General features: G+C 65.7%; 19 protein-coding genes. 11 read left to right on the forward strand and 8 right to left on the reverse strand.

Features of this window, described 5'->3' with window-relative positions:
• Positions 1–9: 9 nt before the first annotated feature.
• The 4 genes from CCX87_RS12580 to CCX87_RS12595 all read right to left on the reverse strand — a co-directional run bounded on the left by CCX87_RS12580 (position 10) and on the right by CCX87_RS12595 (position 4,305).
• On the reverse strand, positions 10–576 hold the full coding sequence (locus CCX87_RS12580; RefSeq protein WP_087746693.1) for a chemotaxis protein CheX: 567 nt from the start codon (positions 574–576) through the stop codon (positions 10–12).
• The gene (locus CCX87_RS21330) at positions 573–1,280 is read right to left on the reverse strand and encodes a methyl-accepting chemotaxis protein (RefSeq protein ID WP_087746695.1); all 708 of its coding nucleotides are present in this window, start codon (positions 1,278–1,280) and stop codon (positions 573–575) included. The genes CCX87_RS12580 and CCX87_RS21330 overlap by 4 nt, the downstream gene beginning before the upstream one ends.
• Positions 1,281–1,300: 20 nt before the next feature.
• Complete coding sequence (locus CCX87_RS12590; RefSeq protein ID WP_087746697.1) at positions 1,301–3,634, reverse strand: ATP-binding protein; 2,334 nt, start codon at positions 3,632–3,634, stop codon at positions 1,301–1,303.
• 140 nt (positions 3,635–3,774) lie between these two features.
• The gene (locus CCX87_RS12595; protein WP_087748315.1) at positions 3,775–4,305 is read right to left on the reverse strand and encodes a DUF2242 domain-containing protein; all 531 of its coding nucleotides are present in this window, start codon (positions 4,303–4,305) and stop codon (positions 3,775–3,777) included.
• Between the two features lie 238 nt (positions 4,306–4,543).
• Here CCX87_RS12595 and CCX87_RS12600 point away from each other — a divergent pair, with 238 nt between their 5' ends.
• From CCX87_RS12600 to CCX87_RS12610, 3 genes are all read left to right on the forward strand, one after another.
• Positions 4,544–5,464 (forward strand): ketopantoate reductase family protein, encoded by a 921-nt coding sequence (locus CCX87_RS12600; RefSeq protein WP_087746698.1) that lies wholly within the window; start codon positions 4,544–4,546, stop codon positions 5,462–5,464.
• Positions 5,461–5,868, forward strand: coding sequence for a VanZ family protein (locus tag CCX87_RS21115; protein ID WP_198314709.1), 408 nt, complete (start codon positions 5,461–5,463; stop codon positions 5,866–5,868). Before CCX87_RS12600 ends, CCX87_RS21115 begins: the two co-directional genes overlap by 4 nt.
• A gap of 73 nt (positions 5,869–5,941) precedes the next feature.
• Positions 5,942–6,394, forward strand: a complete 453-nt coding sequence (locus tag CCX87_RS12610; RefSeq protein ID WP_232476389.1) for a thermonuclease family protein — start codon at positions 5,942–5,944, stop codon at positions 6,392–6,394.
• Positions 6,395–6,605: 211 nt separating this feature from the next.
• Here the strand turns inward: CCX87_RS12610 and CCX87_RS12615 are convergent, their stop codons facing one another.
• Positions 6,606–7,541 carry a DHH family phosphoesterase gene (locus tag CCX87_RS12615; protein ID WP_087746702.1) on the reverse strand — a complete coding sequence of 312 codons (936 nt, stop codon included), beginning with the start codon at positions 7,539–7,541 and terminating at the stop codon, positions 6,606–6,608.
• 144 nt (positions 7,542–7,685) lie between these two features.
• Here CCX87_RS12615 and CCX87_RS12620 point away from each other — a divergent pair, with 144 nt between their 5' ends.
• The 3 genes from CCX87_RS12620 (at position 7,686) to CCX87_RS21120 (ending at position 9,419) form a co-directional block, all read left to right on the forward strand.
• Entirely contained in the window at positions 7,686–8,480 is a 795-nt protein-coding gene (locus tag CCX87_RS12620) for a pseudouridine synthase (protein WP_087746704.1), read from the forward strand.
• Between the two features lie 120 nt (positions 8,481–8,600).
• Positions 8,601–9,140, forward strand: coding sequence for a DUF924 family protein (locus CCX87_RS12625; RefSeq protein WP_087746706.1), 540 nt, complete (start codon positions 8,601–8,603; stop codon positions 9,138–9,140).
• Positions 9,141–9,275: 135 nt separating this feature from the next.
• Complete coding sequence (locus tag CCX87_RS21120; RefSeq protein WP_167372725.1) at positions 9,276–9,419, forward strand: hypothetical protein; 144 nt, start codon at positions 9,276–9,278, stop codon at positions 9,417–9,419.
• A 66-nt stretch (positions 9,420–9,485) separates the two neighbouring features.
• Here the strand turns inward: CCX87_RS21120 and ylqF are convergent, their stop codons facing one another.
• Entirely contained in the window at positions 9,486–10,436 is a 951-nt protein-coding gene (gene ylqF / locus CCX87_RS12630) for a ribosome biogenesis GTPase YlqF (RefSeq protein ID WP_087746708.1), read from the reverse strand.
• Positions 10,437–10,521: 85 nt separating this feature from the next.
• Between ylqF and CCX87_RS12635 the strand changes: the two genes are divergently transcribed.
• Positions 10,522–10,788, forward strand: coding sequence for a hypothetical protein (locus CCX87_RS12635; RefSeq protein WP_087746710.1), 267 nt, complete (start codon positions 10,522–10,524; stop codon positions 10,786–10,788).
• Positions 10,785–11,030 carry an oxidoreductase-like domain-containing protein gene (locus tag CCX87_RS12640; protein ID WP_232476390.1) on the forward strand — a complete coding sequence of 82 codons (246 nt, stop codon included), beginning with the start codon at positions 10,785–10,787 and terminating at the stop codon, positions 11,028–11,030. Before CCX87_RS12635 ends, CCX87_RS12640 begins: the two co-directional genes overlap by 4 nt.
• Positions 11,031–11,230: 200 nt before the next feature.
• Here the strand turns inward: CCX87_RS12640 and CCX87_RS12645 are convergent, their stop codons facing one another.
• Positions 11,231–12,001, reverse strand: a complete 771-nt coding sequence (locus tag CCX87_RS12645) for a TOBE domain-containing protein (protein ID WP_087746713.1) — start codon at positions 11,999–12,001, stop codon at positions 11,231–11,233.
• Positions 12,002–12,073: 72 nt separating this feature from the next.
• Between CCX87_RS12645 and modA the strand changes: the two genes are divergently transcribed.
• The 3 genes from modA to modC are packed head-to-tail and all read left to right on the forward strand — an operon-like array spanning position 12,074 to position 14,591.
• The gene (gene modA / locus CCX87_RS12650) at positions 12,074–12,820 is read left to right on the forward strand and encodes a molybdate ABC transporter substrate-binding protein (protein ID WP_087746715.1); all 747 of its coding nucleotides are present in this window, start codon (positions 12,074–12,076) and stop codon (positions 12,818–12,820) included.
• A gap of 8 nt (positions 12,821–12,828) precedes the next feature.
• On the forward strand, positions 12,829–13,509 hold the full coding sequence (gene modB / locus CCX87_RS12655) for a molybdate ABC transporter permease subunit (RefSeq protein ID WP_087746718.1): 681 nt from the start codon (positions 12,829–12,831) through the stop codon (positions 13,507–13,509).
• A complete protein-coding gene (gene modC / locus CCX87_RS12660; protein ID WP_087746720.1) occupies positions 13,509–14,591 on the forward strand; it encodes a molybdenum ABC transporter ATP-binding protein in 1,083 nt (360 codons plus the stop codon). Before modB ends, modC begins: the two co-directional genes overlap by 1 nt.
• Before the next feature lie 117 nt (positions 14,592–14,708).
• Here the strand turns inward: modC and gshA are convergent, their stop codons facing one another.
• Positions 14,709–16,232 (reverse strand): glutamate--cysteine ligase, encoded by a 1,524-nt coding sequence (gene gshA, locus CCX87_RS12665; protein ID WP_087746723.1) that lies wholly within the window; start codon positions 16,230–16,232, stop codon positions 14,709–14,711.
• Positions 16,233–16,287 lie beyond the last annotated feature (55 nt).

Raw genomic sequence — 16,287 nt, forward strand, 5'->3', positions numbered from 1 at the left:
AGGCGGGCGTCAGAACAGTTCCAGTTCCCCGGTGCTGACGGGTTGCTCTTCGGCCTTCCATTCGAAGTCCATGGGTTCATAGACCCGCGCGCACAGCGAGGCATGCAGGCGCAGGCCATCGGGGGTGTCCACCCGAAAATGCTGCAGGTGCTGCGCACCGAGATGATCGAGGTGGGGCAGGCTCCGGATGTCCAGGATCTGCGGGGTCGAGAGACCCAGACCGTCGTAGAAAGCGCCCAGCTCCCGGTTGAGGGTGCCGCAGCACATGTTGCCGCTTTCGCAGATGGCGTCGATGAAATCCTGGTGGGTCATCGACTCGGGTGAGCGCTGGCCCATCTGCGCCATGTAGGCCTTCATGGGCGCCGACTCATCGAAATGCAGCGCCGTTATGATGCGAAACGTGTAGGAAGCGATGGTGAGCACCACCATGCGCGTGCCGGTGCCGCCTGCGATGGGGTCCATGGCTTGGATGTCAACGCCGGGGGCGCCACCCGCAATGCCATGGCGCAAGCCCAGCAGCATCATGCGGTCCAGGCTGGCCTTGGCGCGGGCACTGATTTCGGGAACTCGGTTCATGCGTGCAGTGCCGCCTGGACTTTTTGGTTGGTCAACTCCAGGGCGCTGGCCGTGTTGATCACCATCTTGCCGCCGGCCTGCATGTCCTGGAAGACCGTGGTGGCGATCAGGTCGTTTTTGTAGAGGTTGTCGCGGTAGTGCTTGGAGAGGGCTTCGGCCCGCACCGACAGCTCCCGCATTTCATTGGCGACCACGGCGAAGCCCCGGCCCGCCGCGCCTGCGCGGGCCGCCTCGATGGAGGCATTCAGCGCCACGATGATCATCTGCGAAACGATGCGCGCGAAATCGTCGTTCTTCTGGTGCATGTCCTTGTTGTGGGCCACCAGCTGGCTCATGTCGGCGTGCCAGCGCTCAAACGTCTTGCTGATGCCCTGCAGTTCCGCCAGCGAGCTGGCAAGGGCCGTCGTGTGCACGGTGGCGCCCTCCACCAGCGACTGGGTTCTGGCCTGGGCGCTGTATTCCAGCGCCTGCAGTTCGCTGGGCAGGCGCTGCAGTGCCATTTGCAGTTCATGGTCAGTCTGTTGCAGCGCCAGCTGCAGATCTTCGATCTGTGCCTGCCACTGTGCCTCAGCCTCCCGCTGGGGCGCGCCATGGTCGATGACGGGGACGAGCTGGGCACGCTGGCGCGCCCTGCGCGCAAACCACCAGCCCGACACCAGAGCGCCGGCCACGGCGCCGCCCACGAAGAAAATCAGCATTTCCATGGGAATGTGCTCCGGCGCGCTCAGGACTGCACGCGCAAGGCGTACTGCGCGGGCAGGTGGATCAGGATATCGAAAGCCCGTTGGGTACTCGCAGTGGCTGCACGCAGCTGCAGGGCAACGTTGCCGCCATGCTCCGCAACAAAGGCCTTGACCGCGTCCATGCCCACACCCCGGCCCGACACCGCAGTGACGGCGGCGGCGGTCGAAAAGCCTGGCTCAAAAATCAGCTGCACCAGCGCTTCATCGCTGGGCGCATCGTGGGGCTCCAGCAGCCCTGCCTGCTGCGCCTTGGCGCGGATGCGTTCGAGGTCGAGCCCCCGGCCGTCATCAGCAATGCGCAGCTGCAGGTGTTCCTCATTCAGCGCCATGTCGATGACGATGCTGCCAGCCGGCGGCTTGCCTGCGCTCACCCGGGTTGCAGCCCCTTCGATGCCATGGTCCATGGAGTTGCGCAGCAGGTGGGTGAACACGTCGCGCAGCATATCGGCCACCTGGTGGCGCAGAACGATGTCGGCATCGTTCACCTGCACCAGGGGCGGCTCCTTGTCCAGCTCCTGCGCCAGCGACGGCAGGGAGGCCAGCGGCCCGCTCAGCGCGTCAGACAGGCGCACGCCAACCCAGCCATGCAATGCATTCGCGGCCTGGGCCGTGGCGGTGCGCAGCGCGGCCACATCGTCGCTGCCGGCCGCGTCGCTGAGTGCGAGCGCCAGTGCCTCCACCTGCTCGCGCTCCATCGCCACCATCTGGCCGTTGGCGGCAGGCGCACCCGCGCTCCGGTCGCGCAGCTTGACCTCGTTGACCATCTGGTAGATGGCCAGCATCTCGCGCACGCCGGCCAGGTCCGATTGGAGCGTGTCGGTTGCCCAGGCGGCAGGGTCTTGCCGCAGCTGGTCGTAGCGTTGCTCGGCCGCATGCACCACATCGGTCAGCTGCTGCAGACCATAAGTGCGCGCATTGCCCTTGATGGTGTGCATGTTGCGGAACAGCTCGTCAATGGCCGCCGGGCGCGCAGCGGCGTTGGTGGCGGCCTGCCCGATGAGGCGCTCGTTGGCCTGCAGGAACGCCGTGGCGCCCGCGATGAAGGATTGGAACTTTTCCCGGTCCATGCCGAGGATCTGGCCGATGATCGCCAGTTCCTGCTGCTGGGCATGCGCGGCATGCGCGAGCTGGCGCAGCTCGGTGACGTCGCGAATGCACAGCATGAGCCGCTCGATGGTGCCACCCTCGCTGGTGATGGGCGACCAGCCCAGCTCCCAGGTGCGCGTGCTGCCGTCGGGTTGTGGCCGAACGATCTCGCGGGGCAGCAGGTGGGCGTTGAAATCAAAATTCATCGCCTCCTCGCCGATGCACGCGCCGATGGCGGCCAGGGCCTGGTCCTTGGCATCCACCCCGAGATTCGACCCCGCAAAGACCACATCCGCCACGGTCTGGCCAGCAATGTCGCGCCGCTCCAGCAGCGCCGTCAGATGCTCGGAAAACTCGGGGTGAATCAGTCCACCAGACTGCAGCGTCAAAATGCCCTGCGGGATGTAGTGCAGCATGGCCTGGATGTCCGCACTCTTTTGGCGCACCAGTTCGCTGCTTTGCTGGATCTTTTCGACCATGGTGTTGAAGGCCATGAGCGAGCGCCCGATCTCGTCCTGCCGGGTCACGGGCACGCGGTGCGTGAAATCCTGGCTGGTGGCAATGGCGGTCATCTTGGCTTCCATCTCGCCGATCGGGTGGATGATTTGCCGGTACAGCAGATAGCCGATGAAGGCCAGGCCCAACACCGAAACCACCGTGACGACCGCCAGCGTGGCACTGGTGTCCTTGAGGTTCTGGTTGAGTGCCTCGATGGCCTCATCCTTGCTGCGGCGCTTTTCCAACTGCACCGCATCCAGCAACAGCCCTTGTTCGCGCAGGTACTGATCCACGGTGGCCGCCATGGTGGCTTCGGCCAGATCCTGCTGGCCCGCGCGCTTGAAGTTCGCAGTGTCGTCAATGGCCGCGAAATAGTTGCTCAGGCTGTCTTGTGCCTCTTTGATGATGCCGCGCTGCGCATGGCTGTCCGCTTGCTCGGACTGGTCCTGCAGCGCTTTGACCAGACTGGCTTTGCGCGAACTCAGCTCCTCATGGGCCCGCTGGGCGGCCTCCTTGTCGGGCGCCGCAACCATCGACAGGGTTGCGATCTGGATGTCTTTGAGCTGCCCCATCAACTCCACCGACTGGATGGTGCTGGGCACCACACCCTCGGTGACGGACTTGACCTCGTGAGCCCCTTTCTGGGACTGGTAGAGCGCGTATCCGCCAATACCACCCAATGCGGCGAAGGTCAGGGCGATGAGAAAAACAATGCGTTGTCGTACGGTCATGAAGAAGAGACGACTTCGCCGCCTGTTACAAATAGATGCAATCATCGACTAATCGAGTTGCATTTTTATGACAACCGTATTAACCCGCAGGCGCCAGCAGCACAACAGCCGCCAAGCCGCCGGCATGCGGTAGGCAGCACCTACTCCACCGTCAGTTCACCCATGGCCAGGTAGCGTTTGATGAGGTCAAAAAAACTGTCATAGAAGACATCGGAGGCAATGGTCTCGCTGCCCACCTTGATCAGGGCTTCATCGGTGGCCAGCAAGGGCAGCGACAACGAGCCCACGCCGCCCACGCCCACACTGGCGGAGTTGTTGGTCTTCTTGAGGGAGTAGCGGTCTTGCAGGGCCGTCACAAAGCCCAGACTGACCTTGCCATTGGCGCTTTCGGGCACGCACACCACGCGGATCATCATCTGCAGGTGCGCGTCCGCCTCGGGCTGAAAGTTCTTTCGCCCCTCCACCATCTCGGCCACATGGTTGTTGATGATGTAGCCCTGGCTCAGCAGCGCCCGGCGGGCGGCCTCGCAGGTTTGGGCCGGCGCGGCATCGAACAGGCGCGAATAGGTGGCCACAGAACCGAAATTTTCCTGCGGCGAATACACCTTGGTGGGCGCGGCGCACCCGGCCAGCACGACCCCAACAGCCAACAGGCCAAGAACCAAACGCATAGCACCACGCCCGGCAGGCGCGGGGGTGGCGGTGTGAAAAAAAATACGCTGGGGCATCCAGGAAAAGCTCAAAACCGGGTACTCCTTGGGGTAGCAATTTTCGCGGGCATTGCAAGATCATGCCACCCAGTCTCTGACAGCAAAGCCAGTGGCCGGTTCCCCGGAACTTTCCGCGTTGGCCAAGGGCATCGCACAATGGCGCCTTCGCCCGAAGGCGGGCTTGAGACAAAGGTTTTCCATGAAGATTGCCGTGATGGGCGCGGGTGCCGTGGGCTGCTACTACGGCGGCATGCTGGCGCGCGCAGGCCACGAGGTCACATTGATAGCCCGCGCGCACCATGCCCAGGCCATCAATGCCCACGGACTGCTGCTCGAAACGCAGGCATTCACGCAGCGCTTGCGCATGGCGGCCAGCACCGATGCCAGCGCGGTGCGTGGCGCGCAATGGGTGCTGTTTTGCGTCAAATCCACCGACACCGAAAGCGCAGGCCGCGCGCTGGCCCCACACCTGGCCGAGGACGCCGTGGTGCTGAGCCTGCAAAACGGCGTGGACAACGCCGAGCGCCTGCAGGCAGTGATGGGCCGCCCCGTCATCCCGGCCGTGGTGTACGTGGCCACCGAAATGGCCGGACCGGGCCATGTGCGGCACCACGGGCGCGGCGAGTTGGTGATGGCACCCGCACCCGCCAGCACAGACATCGCAGCCACCCTGGGCGCGGCGGGCGTGCCGGTGCAGGTGTCCGACAACGTGGCCGGCGCGCTGTGGGCCAAGCTGGTGCTCAACTGCGCCTACAACGCCTTGTCGGCCATCACCCGGCTGCCCTATGGCGAGATCATGCACAGCCCCGGCCTGGCCGTGCCCCAGGTAATGCAGGACATCGTGCACGAATGCCAGCGGGTGGCGCAGGCCAGCGGCATCGCGCTGCCGGCCGACACCCTGGACGCCGTGCTGCGGCTGGCGGCCACCATGCCCGCGCAAATGTCGTCCACCGCACAAGACCTGGCGCGCGGCAGGCGCAGCGAGATCGACCACCTCAATGGCTTCATCGTGCGCCAGGGCGAGGCGCTGGGCATTGCCACGCCCGCCAACCGGCTGCTGCACACGCTGGTGCGGCTGCTGGAAAAAGGCCTGCCCGCACAGCAAGGCGGTGCCGCATGAGTGCCGCCGTGCGCATGCTGCTGCGGCAACACCGCGCGCTGGCGTGGGCGTTCTGGGCCTTGCTGCTGTGCGTGGCGGTGCTGTCGCTGATGCCCACCGCCTATCTGCCGGCACAGGTGTTCAACCTGTGGGACAAAGCCCAGCATGCACTGGCCTTCACCGCGCTGGCCACACTGGGCCTGCTGGCCTATCCCCGCCAGCCCTGGCGCGTGGCCATCGGGCTGCTGGCTTTTGGCGGAGCCATCGAACTGGCGCAGGCCGCCACCGGCTGGCGCTATGGCGAATGGAGCGACTGGCTGGCCGATGCCGTGGGCCTGGCGGCGGGAAGCGCCCTGGCCGCGCACCCACGGCGCCTGATGGACGAGCCAGCCCAGCCGGCGGCGCAGGCATCGACACCACGATAACGCACCATCCACCGCACCCGCACCCGTTCCCGTTCCCGTTCCCGTTCCCGTTCCCGTTCCCGTTCCCGTTCCCGTGCCCGTTCCCGTGCCCGTGCCTGTCTCTGCCCTGCTCTGCCTGGTCGTCGCCATCAGCGACGGCGACACCCTGACCGCCCGCTGCGGCACACCCGGCGCCTACCAGCCAATGAAAGTGCGCATCGCGGCCATCGACGCGCCCGAGCGCAAGCAGGCCTTTGGCCAGCGGGCGCAGCAGCATCTGGCGCAGCTGTGTTTCAAGCAGCGCGCCACGCTGCACGCGATGGACGAAGACCACTACGGCCGCACCGTAGCCAACGTGCGCTGCGGCACCACCGACGTGGCCGCAGCGCAGGTCAGCGCAGGCCTGGCGTGGGTCTACACACCCTATGCCAGCGAGCACCCGCACTTGGTGCGATTGCAGCAGCAGGCCCGTACCAGCGGCAAAGGGCTGTGGGCACAGCCCCGCCCGCTGGCGCCGTGGAGCTATCGGCAGCGGTACCAGCGCTGAGAGGCTGAGAGTCTTTCATCCATGCCCGCCTTGCACGCCAAAACACACCGGCTCGTCGTTGCAAATACTCGCCATAGCCCGAGCTATGGCTGTGTTTTGCGCCTAGACCCGGCGCGTTTTGACGCGCCTTTCGGGCACGGCCGAAAAACGCTCAGCCTCTGAGCCCACTTCGCAAGGCCTTGGGAGCGACAACTCCGCGCCCCGGCGCGATTCAGTCGGCGGCTGCAGGCTGGGCGTTGAAAACACCGCTGAGCAGTTCGGTGAGCCGCTCGGCCCCCATCTTGAAACCGCAGGCCTGCGCGTGGCCGCCGCCGCCCATGCTTTCGGCCAGCGCGATGCAATCAAAGTTGCGCTGCGCGCGCAGGCCCACCTTCACGCCCTTGGCGCCCGCGCTCCACATCAGCGCGAAGGTGCCGGTTTTGGCGGACAGCAGGTCGCCCACCAGGCTGTGGAACATGCCCGGCGCGTTCACCATCAGGCCCTCGATGCCGTTGAACACCAGGGGCTGCGCGCCTTCGGCAATGTCGGCCGCCAGCTTGCGGTATTTTTCGTCCATCGCCGCGCCGCGCGCCATGAACTGCGTGAGCTGCTCGGGCATGAAGGCGGCGATCTCCTGCCAGCGTGCAAACTCCTGGGGCTCCATGTCGAGGGCCGACAAAAAGCCCGCGCTCTCGGGGAACTCCCATTTCCAGATGTCGCGGTCCTCGATGTATTTCAGCAGTTCCGGCACGGGCTGCCCGGGGTGGAAGAACTCCCACGCCAGGCGCGCGCCCGACTTGTCCATGTCAAAGTGCACCACGCCGCAGCGGCAGGCAAAGCCGGTGAGCTTTTCGGCGGCGCTTTTGTGGTGGTCCAGCATCACCAGCTTGGCGGCACGCTCTTCGATGGCACACAGGATCTCGGCCGAGAACGAAAAATCCAGGATGTAAACCGCGCGGCCCTGCAAGGCCGGCAGGTCATCCACCGACTGGATTTCGCCATGGTCCAGCCCCCGGAACTCGGCGGCATCGCCGTAATACAGCCACGCGGCCAGCGCGGCGCCAAAGCCGTCGGGGCAGTTGCGCCCGTGGTACAGAATCAGCGGCGCGGGGTCGTTCTTGTCGGGTGCAACCAGCAGTTGCAGCGGGAGGATGGTTTTCTTCGTCATGGCCCCGATTGTCGCGCGCACAGCCCCCTGCTACCGGCACGGGGGCAACCCATCGTGGCCCGTGTGCAAGCCATCCCTTACTGCACAATGCGCGCCTGCCGTGCTGCATTGCAGCTTCGCCCCGCAGCCCCTGCACCCACGCCCATGCCCCCTTTGCACATCCTCTGGCGCGACGAGCACCTCGTGGCGGTTTACAAGCCCGCCGGCTGGCTGGTGCACCGCACAGGCCTGGATGCGGGCGAAACGCGCTTTGTGATGCAAACCCTGCGCGATCAACTGGACCAGCATGTGTACCCCGTGCACCGGCTCGACAAAGGCACCTGCGGCGTGCTGGTGATGGCGCTGCACAGCGCTGCGGCGCGCGCGCTGTCGCAGGCCTTCGAGCACGGGGCGACGCACAAACGCTACCTGGCCATGGTGCGCGGCTGGGCGCCTGAATCCATCGACGTGGACCACGCCCTCAAGCCCGACGATGCCCCCGCCGATGCCGCTGTGCAAAACGCCCACACGCGCTTTCGCCGCCTGGCGCAGCTCACGCTGCCTGAAGCCAGTGACGCGCGCTTTGCCAGCACGCGCGTGTCGCTGGTGGAGGCCTGGCCCACCACCGGGCGGCGCCACCAGATCCGCCGCCACCTCAAGCACCTGGCGCACCCCATCATCGGCGACGCCACCCACGGCAAAGGGCCGCTGAACCGCTGGTGGGCCGAGCGCCTGGGCCAGCAAAGGCTGTGGCTGCACGCCTGGCAGCTGGTGGTGCCGCACCCGGTGACGGGCGTTGCGCTGGCGCTGGACAGCGGCTTGCAGTGGCCCGCGTGGAACACCCCCAGCCCCACTGCCGCGAATGCCATGCAAGAAGACAACGGCGCGCAGGCCCCCACGGCAGACTGGCAACGGCTGCTGGCAGGGCTGCCTTGGCAAGCCTCGCCCGATGCACGCTAGCCGGGCTCGGCCAGTTGCACGATGCCAACCCGGAGCGCCGCAGCAACAACTATGTTTTTCATAGCACTTAACGCTTTATCATCAAGCGCTAGAAGCCGATTTGATACATAACCCATTGCCATGCAAGCCGAAGACATCCTTCATTTCTGGTTCGACGAACTCTCGCCCGCGCAGCACTTTGCCCAGGAAGACGCGATCGACGCCATGATCCGCGTGCGCTTTGGCGCCACCTGGCAGGCGGCGCAGCGCTGCGAGCTGTGGGGGTGGCGCGCAACGCCGCAGGGCCGCCTGGCCGAGATCGTGGTGCTCGACCAGTTCTCGCGCAACATCCATCGCGGCACGCCGCTGGCGTTTGCGCAGGATGCCCAGGCCCTGGTGCTGGCCCAGGAGCTGGTGGCCGCTCGCCTCGATGCCGCCCTGCCCCCGGCGCAGCGGGCCTTTGCCTACCTGCCCTACATGCACAGCGAATCCGCCGCCATCCACGCCCAGGCCATGGTGCTGTTTGACCAGCCGGGGCTGGAGAACAACCTGCGCTTTGAGGTGCTGCACCGCGACATCATTGCGCGGTTTGGCCGCTATCCACACCGCAATGCCACACTGGGGCGCGTGTCCACGCCCGGCGAGCTGGCGTTTCTGGCCCAGCCGGGCTCATCCTTCTGAAGCCCCGGCTGCGGGGCCTCACAGGGGCCGCGCAAGGCAACCCGCCGCGCGGCCCACGCTGGGCGAACCGGCCCGGTTTGTGACGTACCATCCCACCCCGAGTGGTCCCATCCCGAGACCCACACAGGAGGATCTATGGCAAAAGGACAAATGCACAACAACAAGATGGCGAAAAAGCCCAAGAAAGACACATCGCCCCCCAAGGAAGGCCACGGCTCTGACCGCCCCATGCCGCCCATGACCACGGTGATCCCGCGCGGCAAGGACAAGAACAAATAAGCGACAGTATTTTGCGATGGGGCGAGAAAAATTGAGCCCCCACAGAGCCGGGCCCATCGGCAAAACTCACGGCTCGCGGGTGCCGCTGCCCTTCTTTTTGCGGTTTTCACGGGCCTGCTTCTTGGCCTCGCGCTCGGCGTCCGCCAGCGCACCGGCGGCCCGCCAGGCCTCGAACTCGGCCGGCGTTTCCAGCGTGATGCGGCCCAGGATGGCGGTGCGGAAGTCGGTCATCACGATCTCGGCCGTTTTTTGCAAATTCACGCGCCCGCCGCCCAGCATGGCGCCGCGCTTTCTGCCAATGGCTTCGAGCAGATCTTCGTCGTGCATGCGGGCCACGGTGCCAGCCGGCAGGCCCAGCTTGTAGCGCGCCTCCAGCAGCGGCGCATAGTGCTGCTGCAGGCGGCGCAGCAGCTCCAGCGCCACCAGTTCTTCGTCATACGCATTGCGGCCAATGGCGCCGCTGGCGGCCAGGTTGTAGCCGCTTTCCACCACCACGATGCGCGGCCACAGCATGCCCGGCGTGTCCCACAGATAAAAATCGTCGGCCAGCGTGATGCGCTGCTCCAGCTTGGTGATGCCGGCTTCGTCGCCCGTCTTGGCCTGGCGCTTGTTGGTGAGGGTGTTGATGAGCGTGGACTTGCCCACGTTGGGCACGCCGCAGATCAGCACGCGCATGGGCTTGGCCATGCCGCCACGGTGGGGCGCCAGCAGGTGGCAGCCGTCGATCAGCTTGCGGGCGGGCGCGGGGTCCTGCGCATCCAGCGCCACGGCGCGCGTGGCGCTCTGAGCGTTGTACCAGTCCAGCCACAACGCGGTGCGCTCGGGGTCGGCCACGTCCTGCTTGTTGAGCACCTTGAGCGTGGGCTTGTGGCCCGTGAGCTCGGCCAGCAGCGGGTTGGCACTGGAGCCGGGCAGGCGCGCGTCCAGCACCTCGATCACCACGTCAATGTCCTTGATGCGTTCGGTGATGGCTTTCTTGGTCAGGTGCATGTGACCGGGGAACCACTGGATGGCCATGCGAGGGGTACTTTCTTGATTGTTCGGTGCGGGCTGAGGGTGGCAAGGATAATCGCGTCCCCTGCCCTTTCGTTTCACGCCCGCCATGCCCGCACCCACCAACCGCCCCGCCAGCCCCGCCGACAAGGCCTCCGACAAGGCCGACAAAGAGCTTTTGTTCAAGGGCGTCACCTGCGTGCTGATCGGCCTGGTGGTGCTGATAGGCCCCTATGTGGCGCGCTCGCCCAGCGTGCAGGACATCATGGCCCAGTCGGCGCTGGCGGGCTGGTTCGCGCTGGTGCTGGGGGGCGGGTTTCTGGTGCGCCATGCCATGCGCCGGGCGGCGGCGGCCAAGGCACGCGGCCGGTCATGATGCGGGACCTTGGGGCGCAGCGGCCCGCCCGCGCCACCGACGGCCCCTCGGCCCGCGCCATGTTCGAGGTGCTGCAGCAGCTGGCCCGGGCGCAGGGCCTGGCGCTGCGCGCGCCCCCGCCCGAGCCCACCACCTGCTGCGGACGCGGCTGCAACGGCTGCGTGTGGGAGGGGTATCTGGATGCGGCCGAATACTGGCGGCAAGAAGCGCTGCTGCAGATAGATCCTGTTGATTTTTGGTGAAATATGCCCGCAGCGCTTGCTGTGTAAGCGCTAGCAGCTATCATTTTTTATTGACTGGCGACATGCGGCGGATGCCGATGGAAAGGACCCGTTGTTTGATGGCTCATTGCCAGGCCGCGGTTTCACACAGAGCGGCGCTTTCTTGCCCGTCACCCCGTCACCCCGTCACCCCGTCACCCCGTCACCCCGTCACTCAACGATCAACCTGTAAGCGCGATCACGACGGCGGAGTCGTCAATCTGGGCCGCACAGTCATCACCCACGTTCAGCGGGCCGGCGTCGGATGCGAATCCAACCATCGACAAGCCGCAGTCCAGCTTCAAACTCACCTCGGCGGCCCCAGTGTCTCCCGAAATCCGGACAACGCGCCCACCCAGCGTATTTTTCGAAGCCGCCCCGGAGCCCACACAGGTGACCCTGACGGCGGTCGCCTTGCACAACGCAAGGACGTTCCGGCCCTGAGTCAAATCGAGTAGCTGTGCGCTCTCCTGTGTGATCCGCGACGAAAGACGGGTTCCATCCGATAGCGCGAGTTCGATCCTGACCGCAGCGCCCGATGGGCTCACGCCGGCGACGACACAAGGAAGCTGGTTGCGCATGCTGGTTCGCAGCCCAATTGCTGCCAGGCCGAGCGACGGCACGCCTCCACCGTCCTCGTCATCCAGCTGAGCCAGGACCGCGTGGCGGGCAGCCACGAGCAGATCGAAGGCCCGCAGCACGCGGTGTCCGGCCGGTGTCAGTTGCGCACCGCCGCCGCCGCTGCCGCCAACTGCCTTTTCCACCAGCGGCGTGCCGGTGAGGTTGCCCAGGGTTTCAATGGCCTGCCACGCAGCCTTGTAGCTGATGCCAGCACCACGCGCCGCTTCAGAGATGGAGCCGGCCGCCCCGATGCGGCGCAGCACGTCAATGCGTTTGTCTGTTGCGTCGTGCCCGAGGACGGCATCGAGCTGAAGGGGGACTGGTTCGTTCATGCACGGATTGTCCCCTCGCAGTGAAAGCGTGGCTATACTCGTTATTCCACTTTTGAATAGCGAGATTTCTTCATGAAACCCGTTGCCATCCTCGTGTTTGCCGGCCTGCTCCTGAGCGGCTCCTTGCAGGCGGCCGAGCTCAGTGTGGCCGTTGCCGCGAACTTCACGGCACCGATGCAAAAGATTGCCAAGGCCTTCGAGAAGGAGACGGGGCACACGCTGGTGCTGTCCTTCGGCTCGACGGGCAAGTTCTATGCGCAGATCAAGAATGGTGCCCCGTTCGAGGTCTTGTTCGCCGCCGACGATGAAACCCCCGCGCGTCTGGAACGGGAAGGCCAGGGCGTGGCGGGAACGCGCTTCACTTATGCCATTGGCAAGCTTGTCCTGTGGAGCAAGCAGCCGGACCTGGTTGACGACAAGGGCGAAGTGCTGCGTGCGGGGTCGTTCGACCGCATCGCGCTGGCCGACCCCAAGCTCGCGCCCTATGGTGCGGCGGCCTTACAAACCTTGAACCAACTCGGCCTCGCTCAGGCGCTTGGCAGCAAGTTCGTTCAGGGCGAGAACATTGGCCAGACCTACCAGTTCGTTGCCACTCAGAACGCCCCGCTGGGCTTCGTGGCGCTGTCCCAGGTGCTCGTCGATGGGCGCATGACCGAGGGCTCCGCCTGGATGGTGCCGCAAACGCTCCATGACCCGATCCGCCAGGACGCGCTCATCCTCGCCAAGGGGAAAAACAACCCTGCAGCGCCGGAACTGGTGCGCTATCTGAAGGGCGAATCGGCGAAGAACATCATCCGCGCTTACGGTTACGGGCTTTGAGGTCGGCCATGCTTGACCACCACGCCTGGCAGGCCATCTGGCTCACGCTGGAACTGGCGACGCTGACGACGCTGTTGCTGTTGCTCTTTGCGACGCCCTTGGCCTGGTGGCTGTCACAAACGCGCTCGCGCTGGCGGGCGCCGATCAGCGCCGTGGTGACCTTGCCCCTGGTATTGCCGCCGTCGGTGCTGGGCTTTTACCTGCTGGTGTTGATGGGGCCACAGGGGCCGCTGGGGCAACTCACCCTGGCCTTGGGCTGGGGCACGCTGTCCTTCACCTTCACTGGCCTGTTGATTGGTTCGGTCGCGTTCTCGCTGCCTTTCGCCGTGCAGCCGATCCAGCACGCCTTCGAGTCCATCGGGAAGCGGCCACTCGAAGCTGCCGCAACGCTGCGCGCGAGCCCGCTCGACACTTTCTTCAGCATCGCGCTGCCGCTGGCACGCCCCGGCCTGCTCACCGCCGCCATCCTCAGCTTTGCACATACGGTGGGGGAGTTCGGCGTGGTGCTGATGATCGGCGGCAACATCCCGGGCAAGACACGCGTGGTCTCCACCCAGATCTACGGCCACGTCGAAGCCATGGAGTACGTTCAGGCCCACTGGCTGGCGGGCGGCATGCTGGCCTTTTCCTTCGTGGTTCTGCTGTGCCTGTCGCTGCTCAAGCGCAATGGCGCGAGCGTGATGCGCTGATGACCGACACGAACCGGATCCGCTTGGAACTGCCGCGCGCGCAGTTCAATGTCGATGTTGATCTGCACCTCCCCGCAAGAGGTATCACCGTACTTTTCGGTGCGTCGGGGTCGGGCAAGACGACCATTCTTCGTTGTGTGGCGGGACTCGAGCGCGCCACTTGCGGCCTCGTTCGCATCGGTGATGCGGTCTGGCAGGACGACGCACGGGGCGTTTTTGTGCCGACCTGGCGCCGTCCGCTGGGTTACGTCTTCCAGGAAGCCAGCCTGTTCGGGCATCTGGATGTGCAGCGCAATCTTGAGTACGGGTTGCGTCGCACCGAGAAGTCGGCCGATCACAACACCCTGGACGAAGCCATCGAACTGCTGGGAATTTCCTCCCTGCTCAAACGCCGCCCGCAGGAGCTGTCTGGCGGTGAGCGGCAACGGGTAGCCATCGCCCGCGCCCTGGCCACCCGGCCGAGACTGCTACTGCTGGATGAACCACTTGCTTCCCTGGATCTTCCACGCCGGAACGAAATCATGCCGTGGCTTGAGCGCTTGCGCGACCAACTGGCGACACCCATGCTCTACGTCACGCATTCGATGGACGAGCTGAGCCGGCTGGCAGACGAAGTGGTGGTCCTCGAAAATGGGCAGGCCGTCGCCGTTGGCCCCGTTGGCGAGATTCTGGCGCGGGGTGACTTGCCCGCACTGGCAGGCGAAGAGGCCGCAACCGTGATTCAGGGAACGGTCGTCGAGCGAGATCCGCACTGGCATCTCGCCCGCGTTCAACTCAAGGAGCGATGCATCGTCGTCCGTGACAGCGGACTGCCCTCTGGCAGTCGCGTTCGGCTGCGCGTGCTGGCGCGCGATGTCAGCCTGACGCTCGATGAGCCGATGCGCAGCAGCATCCAGAACCACCTCCCCGGCGTGGTTGACGCCGTCATGGCAGACAGCCATCCTGCGCAAGCGTTGGTGCGCGTTCGTTGCGACAGCCAGTCCTTGATTTCGCGCGTGACGTGGAAGTCCGTCGAGGAACTGCAAATCAAACCGGGCTTGCCAATCTGGATCCAGGTGAAATCCGTGGCCGTCATTGCCTGATCGTGGCCAGTGGATCGACTGAAGCGGACCCAGGGTTCCTGGCCAACGATTCGGCGGCTTTGCCAGAGGCCCTTCGCAGCGCGCCTGGTCTGCCCTGCCCTGACTCCGTAAAAGGGATCAGCCCAGCCCCTGCGCCGCCATGTAGTGCTGGCGCCATTCCTCAAACGGCAGCGTGTCGGCCGCCTCGATGGCCTTTTGGGCCGCCACGGATTCATCGGCCAGCGCGGCAAACCGCGCCTGCTGGGTGTCGCTCCAGGGCAAATCCAGCAGCGCGTCGCGCGCCAGGGCCGACTGGCGGGTGGTGAAGCTGGTGAAGCTGTTGCCGTGCTCGCGCGCCATGTGCGCCAGCACGCGGGCCGAAGGCGTCTGCGCTGGGTGGGCCAGCGTGGCGCGGGCGCTGGCCAGCGCGGCGCTGTAATCGGTGCTGTGGTGCGTGGCATCGAGCGCGGCGGCCAGCGGCGCGCACTCTTGCAGCACCTGCGCAGCCCAGTCCACCAGCGGAACATTGCGGCCATTGCGCACCAGGCACAGGCCCGGTTCGCGGCCACGCGCGGCCGTGAGATGCTGGTTGTGCTTGAGTTCGGTGATTTCTTGCGGCGTGTCGGGCGGGCTGTCGGACAGCAGGCAGTGCAGCAGGAACACATCGAGCAGCCGCATGGTCTCGGCCGTGATGCCCACGGGCACGAACGGGTCCAGGTCCATCAGGCGCACCTCGACATATTCCACCCCGCGCTCGCGCAGCGCATGCAGCGGGCGCTCGCCGGGCTGGATCACGCGCTTGGGGCGGATGGTGCCGTAGAACTCGTTTTCGATCTGCAGCAGGCTGGTGCCCAGCTGGTTGTAGTCGCCACCCGGGTTACGGATGCCCACGGCCTCGTAGGCGGGATAGGGCCGCGTGAGCGCCTCGTGCAGCGAGTCGGCATAGCCATCGAGGCCGTTGTAGCTGACGGCCAGCGTGGCCTGCGCGTCGCTCTGGTAGCCCAGGCGGCCCATGCGCAGCGAGGTGGCGTGCGGCAGGTAAAGCGCCTGTTCGCTCAGGCGCTGCATGGCATGCGGGCGCCCCTGGGCAAAGCAGGGGCACAGCGCGGGCGAGGCGCCAAACAGGTACAGCAGCACAAAGGCGTTGCGGCGAAAGTTGCGGATCAGCGCGAAATACTGCTCGCTGCTCACGCCGGGCATGGACCAGTTGTAGTGAATGCCGCAAATGGTCTGCATGCGGCGGCCATAGCGGTGGCCCAGGCCCATGCGGTAAACACTCTTGGCACGCCCGACGTTGGAGCTGCCGTAGCGCGCCAGCGGAATGGTTTCGTCGGTGGGCAGGCGGCAGGGCATGCTCGACACCCACAGCATTTCGTCGCCCTGCTCGTGCAGCGTGCGCAGGGCGAACTGGTGGATCTCGGTGAGTTCATCCAGGCACTGCTGCACGCCCCGGTGCGCGCCGGTAACCAGCTCGATCTGCGACTCGCTGTAGTCGGTGGTGATGTGCGGATGCGTCAGCGCCGAGCCCAGCGCCGCCGGGTGCGGCGTAAGGGCCAGATCGCCCGTGGGCAGCACGCGCAGGCCTTCTTTTTCGATGCCGCGGCGGATGCCAGCCAGGGCATCGGGGGGGCAGGCGGTGATTTTTTGCTGCAAGGTGCTCATATCTTTGTTACCGATCTTCAGGGTCGGCCCGGAACTTAGCACGGCGCAGCAACAC

Origin of the sequence: Acidovorax sp. T1 (assembly GCF_002176815.1) — a bacterium.
Taxonomy (GTDB): Bacteria; Pseudomonadota; Gammaproteobacteria; order Burkholderiales; family Burkholderiaceae_C; genus Acidovorax.

Bases quoted from the DNA above. Each gene is read 5' to 3' on its own strand.
- CCX87_RS12640 (WP_232476390.1), top strand. From the start codon at position 10,785: ATGATGCGGGACCTTGGGGCGCAGCGGCCCGCCCGCGCCACCGACGGC.
- CCX87_RS12625 (WP_087746706.1), top strand. From the start codon at position 8,601: ATGCAAGCCGAAGACATCCTTCATTTCTGGTTCGACGAACTCTCGCCC.
- CCX87_RS12645 (WP_087746713.1), bottom strand. From the start codon at position 12,001: ATGAACGAACCAGTCCCCCTTCAGCTCGATGCCGTCCTCGGGCACGAC.
- modA (WP_087746715.1), top strand. From the start codon at position 12,074: ATGAAACCCGTTGCCATCCTCGTGTTTGCCGGCCTGCTCCTGAGCGGC.
- CCX87_RS21115 (WP_198314709.1), top strand. From the start codon at position 5,461: ATGAGTGCCGCCGTGCGCATGCTGCTGCGGCAACACCGCGCGCTGGCG.
- ylqF (WP_087746708.1), bottom strand. From the start codon at position 10,436: ATGGCCATCCAGTGGTTCCCCGGTCACATGCACCTGACCAAGAAAGCC.
- CCX87_RS21330 (WP_087746695.1), bottom strand. From the start codon at position 1,280: ATGGAAATGCTGATTTTCTTCGTGGGCGGCGCCGTGGCCGGCGCTCTG.
- modC (WP_087746720.1), top strand. From the start codon at position 13,509: ATGACCGACACGAACCGGATCCGCTTGGAACTGCCGCGCGCGCAGTTC.
- CCX87_RS12600 (WP_087746698.1), top strand. From the start codon at position 4,544: ATGAAGATTGCCGTGATGGGCGCGGGTGCCGTGGGCTGCTACTACGGC.
- modB (WP_087746718.1), top strand. From the start codon at position 12,829: ATGCTTGACCACCACGCCTGGCAGGCCATCTGGCTCACGCTGGAACTG.
- CCX87_RS12595 (WP_087748315.1), bottom strand. From the start codon at position 4,305: ATGCGTTTGGTTCTTGGCCTGTTGGCTGTTGGGGTCGTGCTGGCCGGG.
- CCX87_RS12635 (WP_087746710.1), top strand. From the start codon at position 10,522: ATGCCCGCACCCACCAACCGCCCCGCCAGCCCCGCCGACAAGGCCTCC.
- CCX87_RS12615 (WP_087746702.1), bottom strand. From the start codon at position 7,541: ATGACGAAGAAAACCATCCTCCCGCTGCAACTGCTGGTTGCACCCGAC.
- CCX87_RS21120 (WP_167372725.1), top strand. From the start codon at position 9,276: ATGGCAAAAGGACAAATGCACAACAACAAGATGGCGAAAAAGCCCAAG.
- CCX87_RS12580 (WP_087746693.1), bottom strand. From the start codon at position 576: ATGAACCGAGTTCCCGAAATCAGTGCCCGCGCCAAGGCCAGCCTGGAC.
- gshA (WP_087746723.1), bottom strand. From the start codon at position 16,232: ATGAGCACCTTGCAGCAAAAAATCACCGCCTGCCCCCCCGATGCCCTG.
- CCX87_RS12620 (WP_087746704.1), top strand. From the start codon at position 7,686: ATGCCCCCTTTGCACATCCTCTGGCGCGACGAGCACCTCGTGGCGGTT.
- CCX87_RS12590 (WP_087746697.1), bottom strand. From the start codon at position 3,634: ATGACCGTACGACAACGCATTGTTTTTCTCATCGCCCTGACCTTCGCC.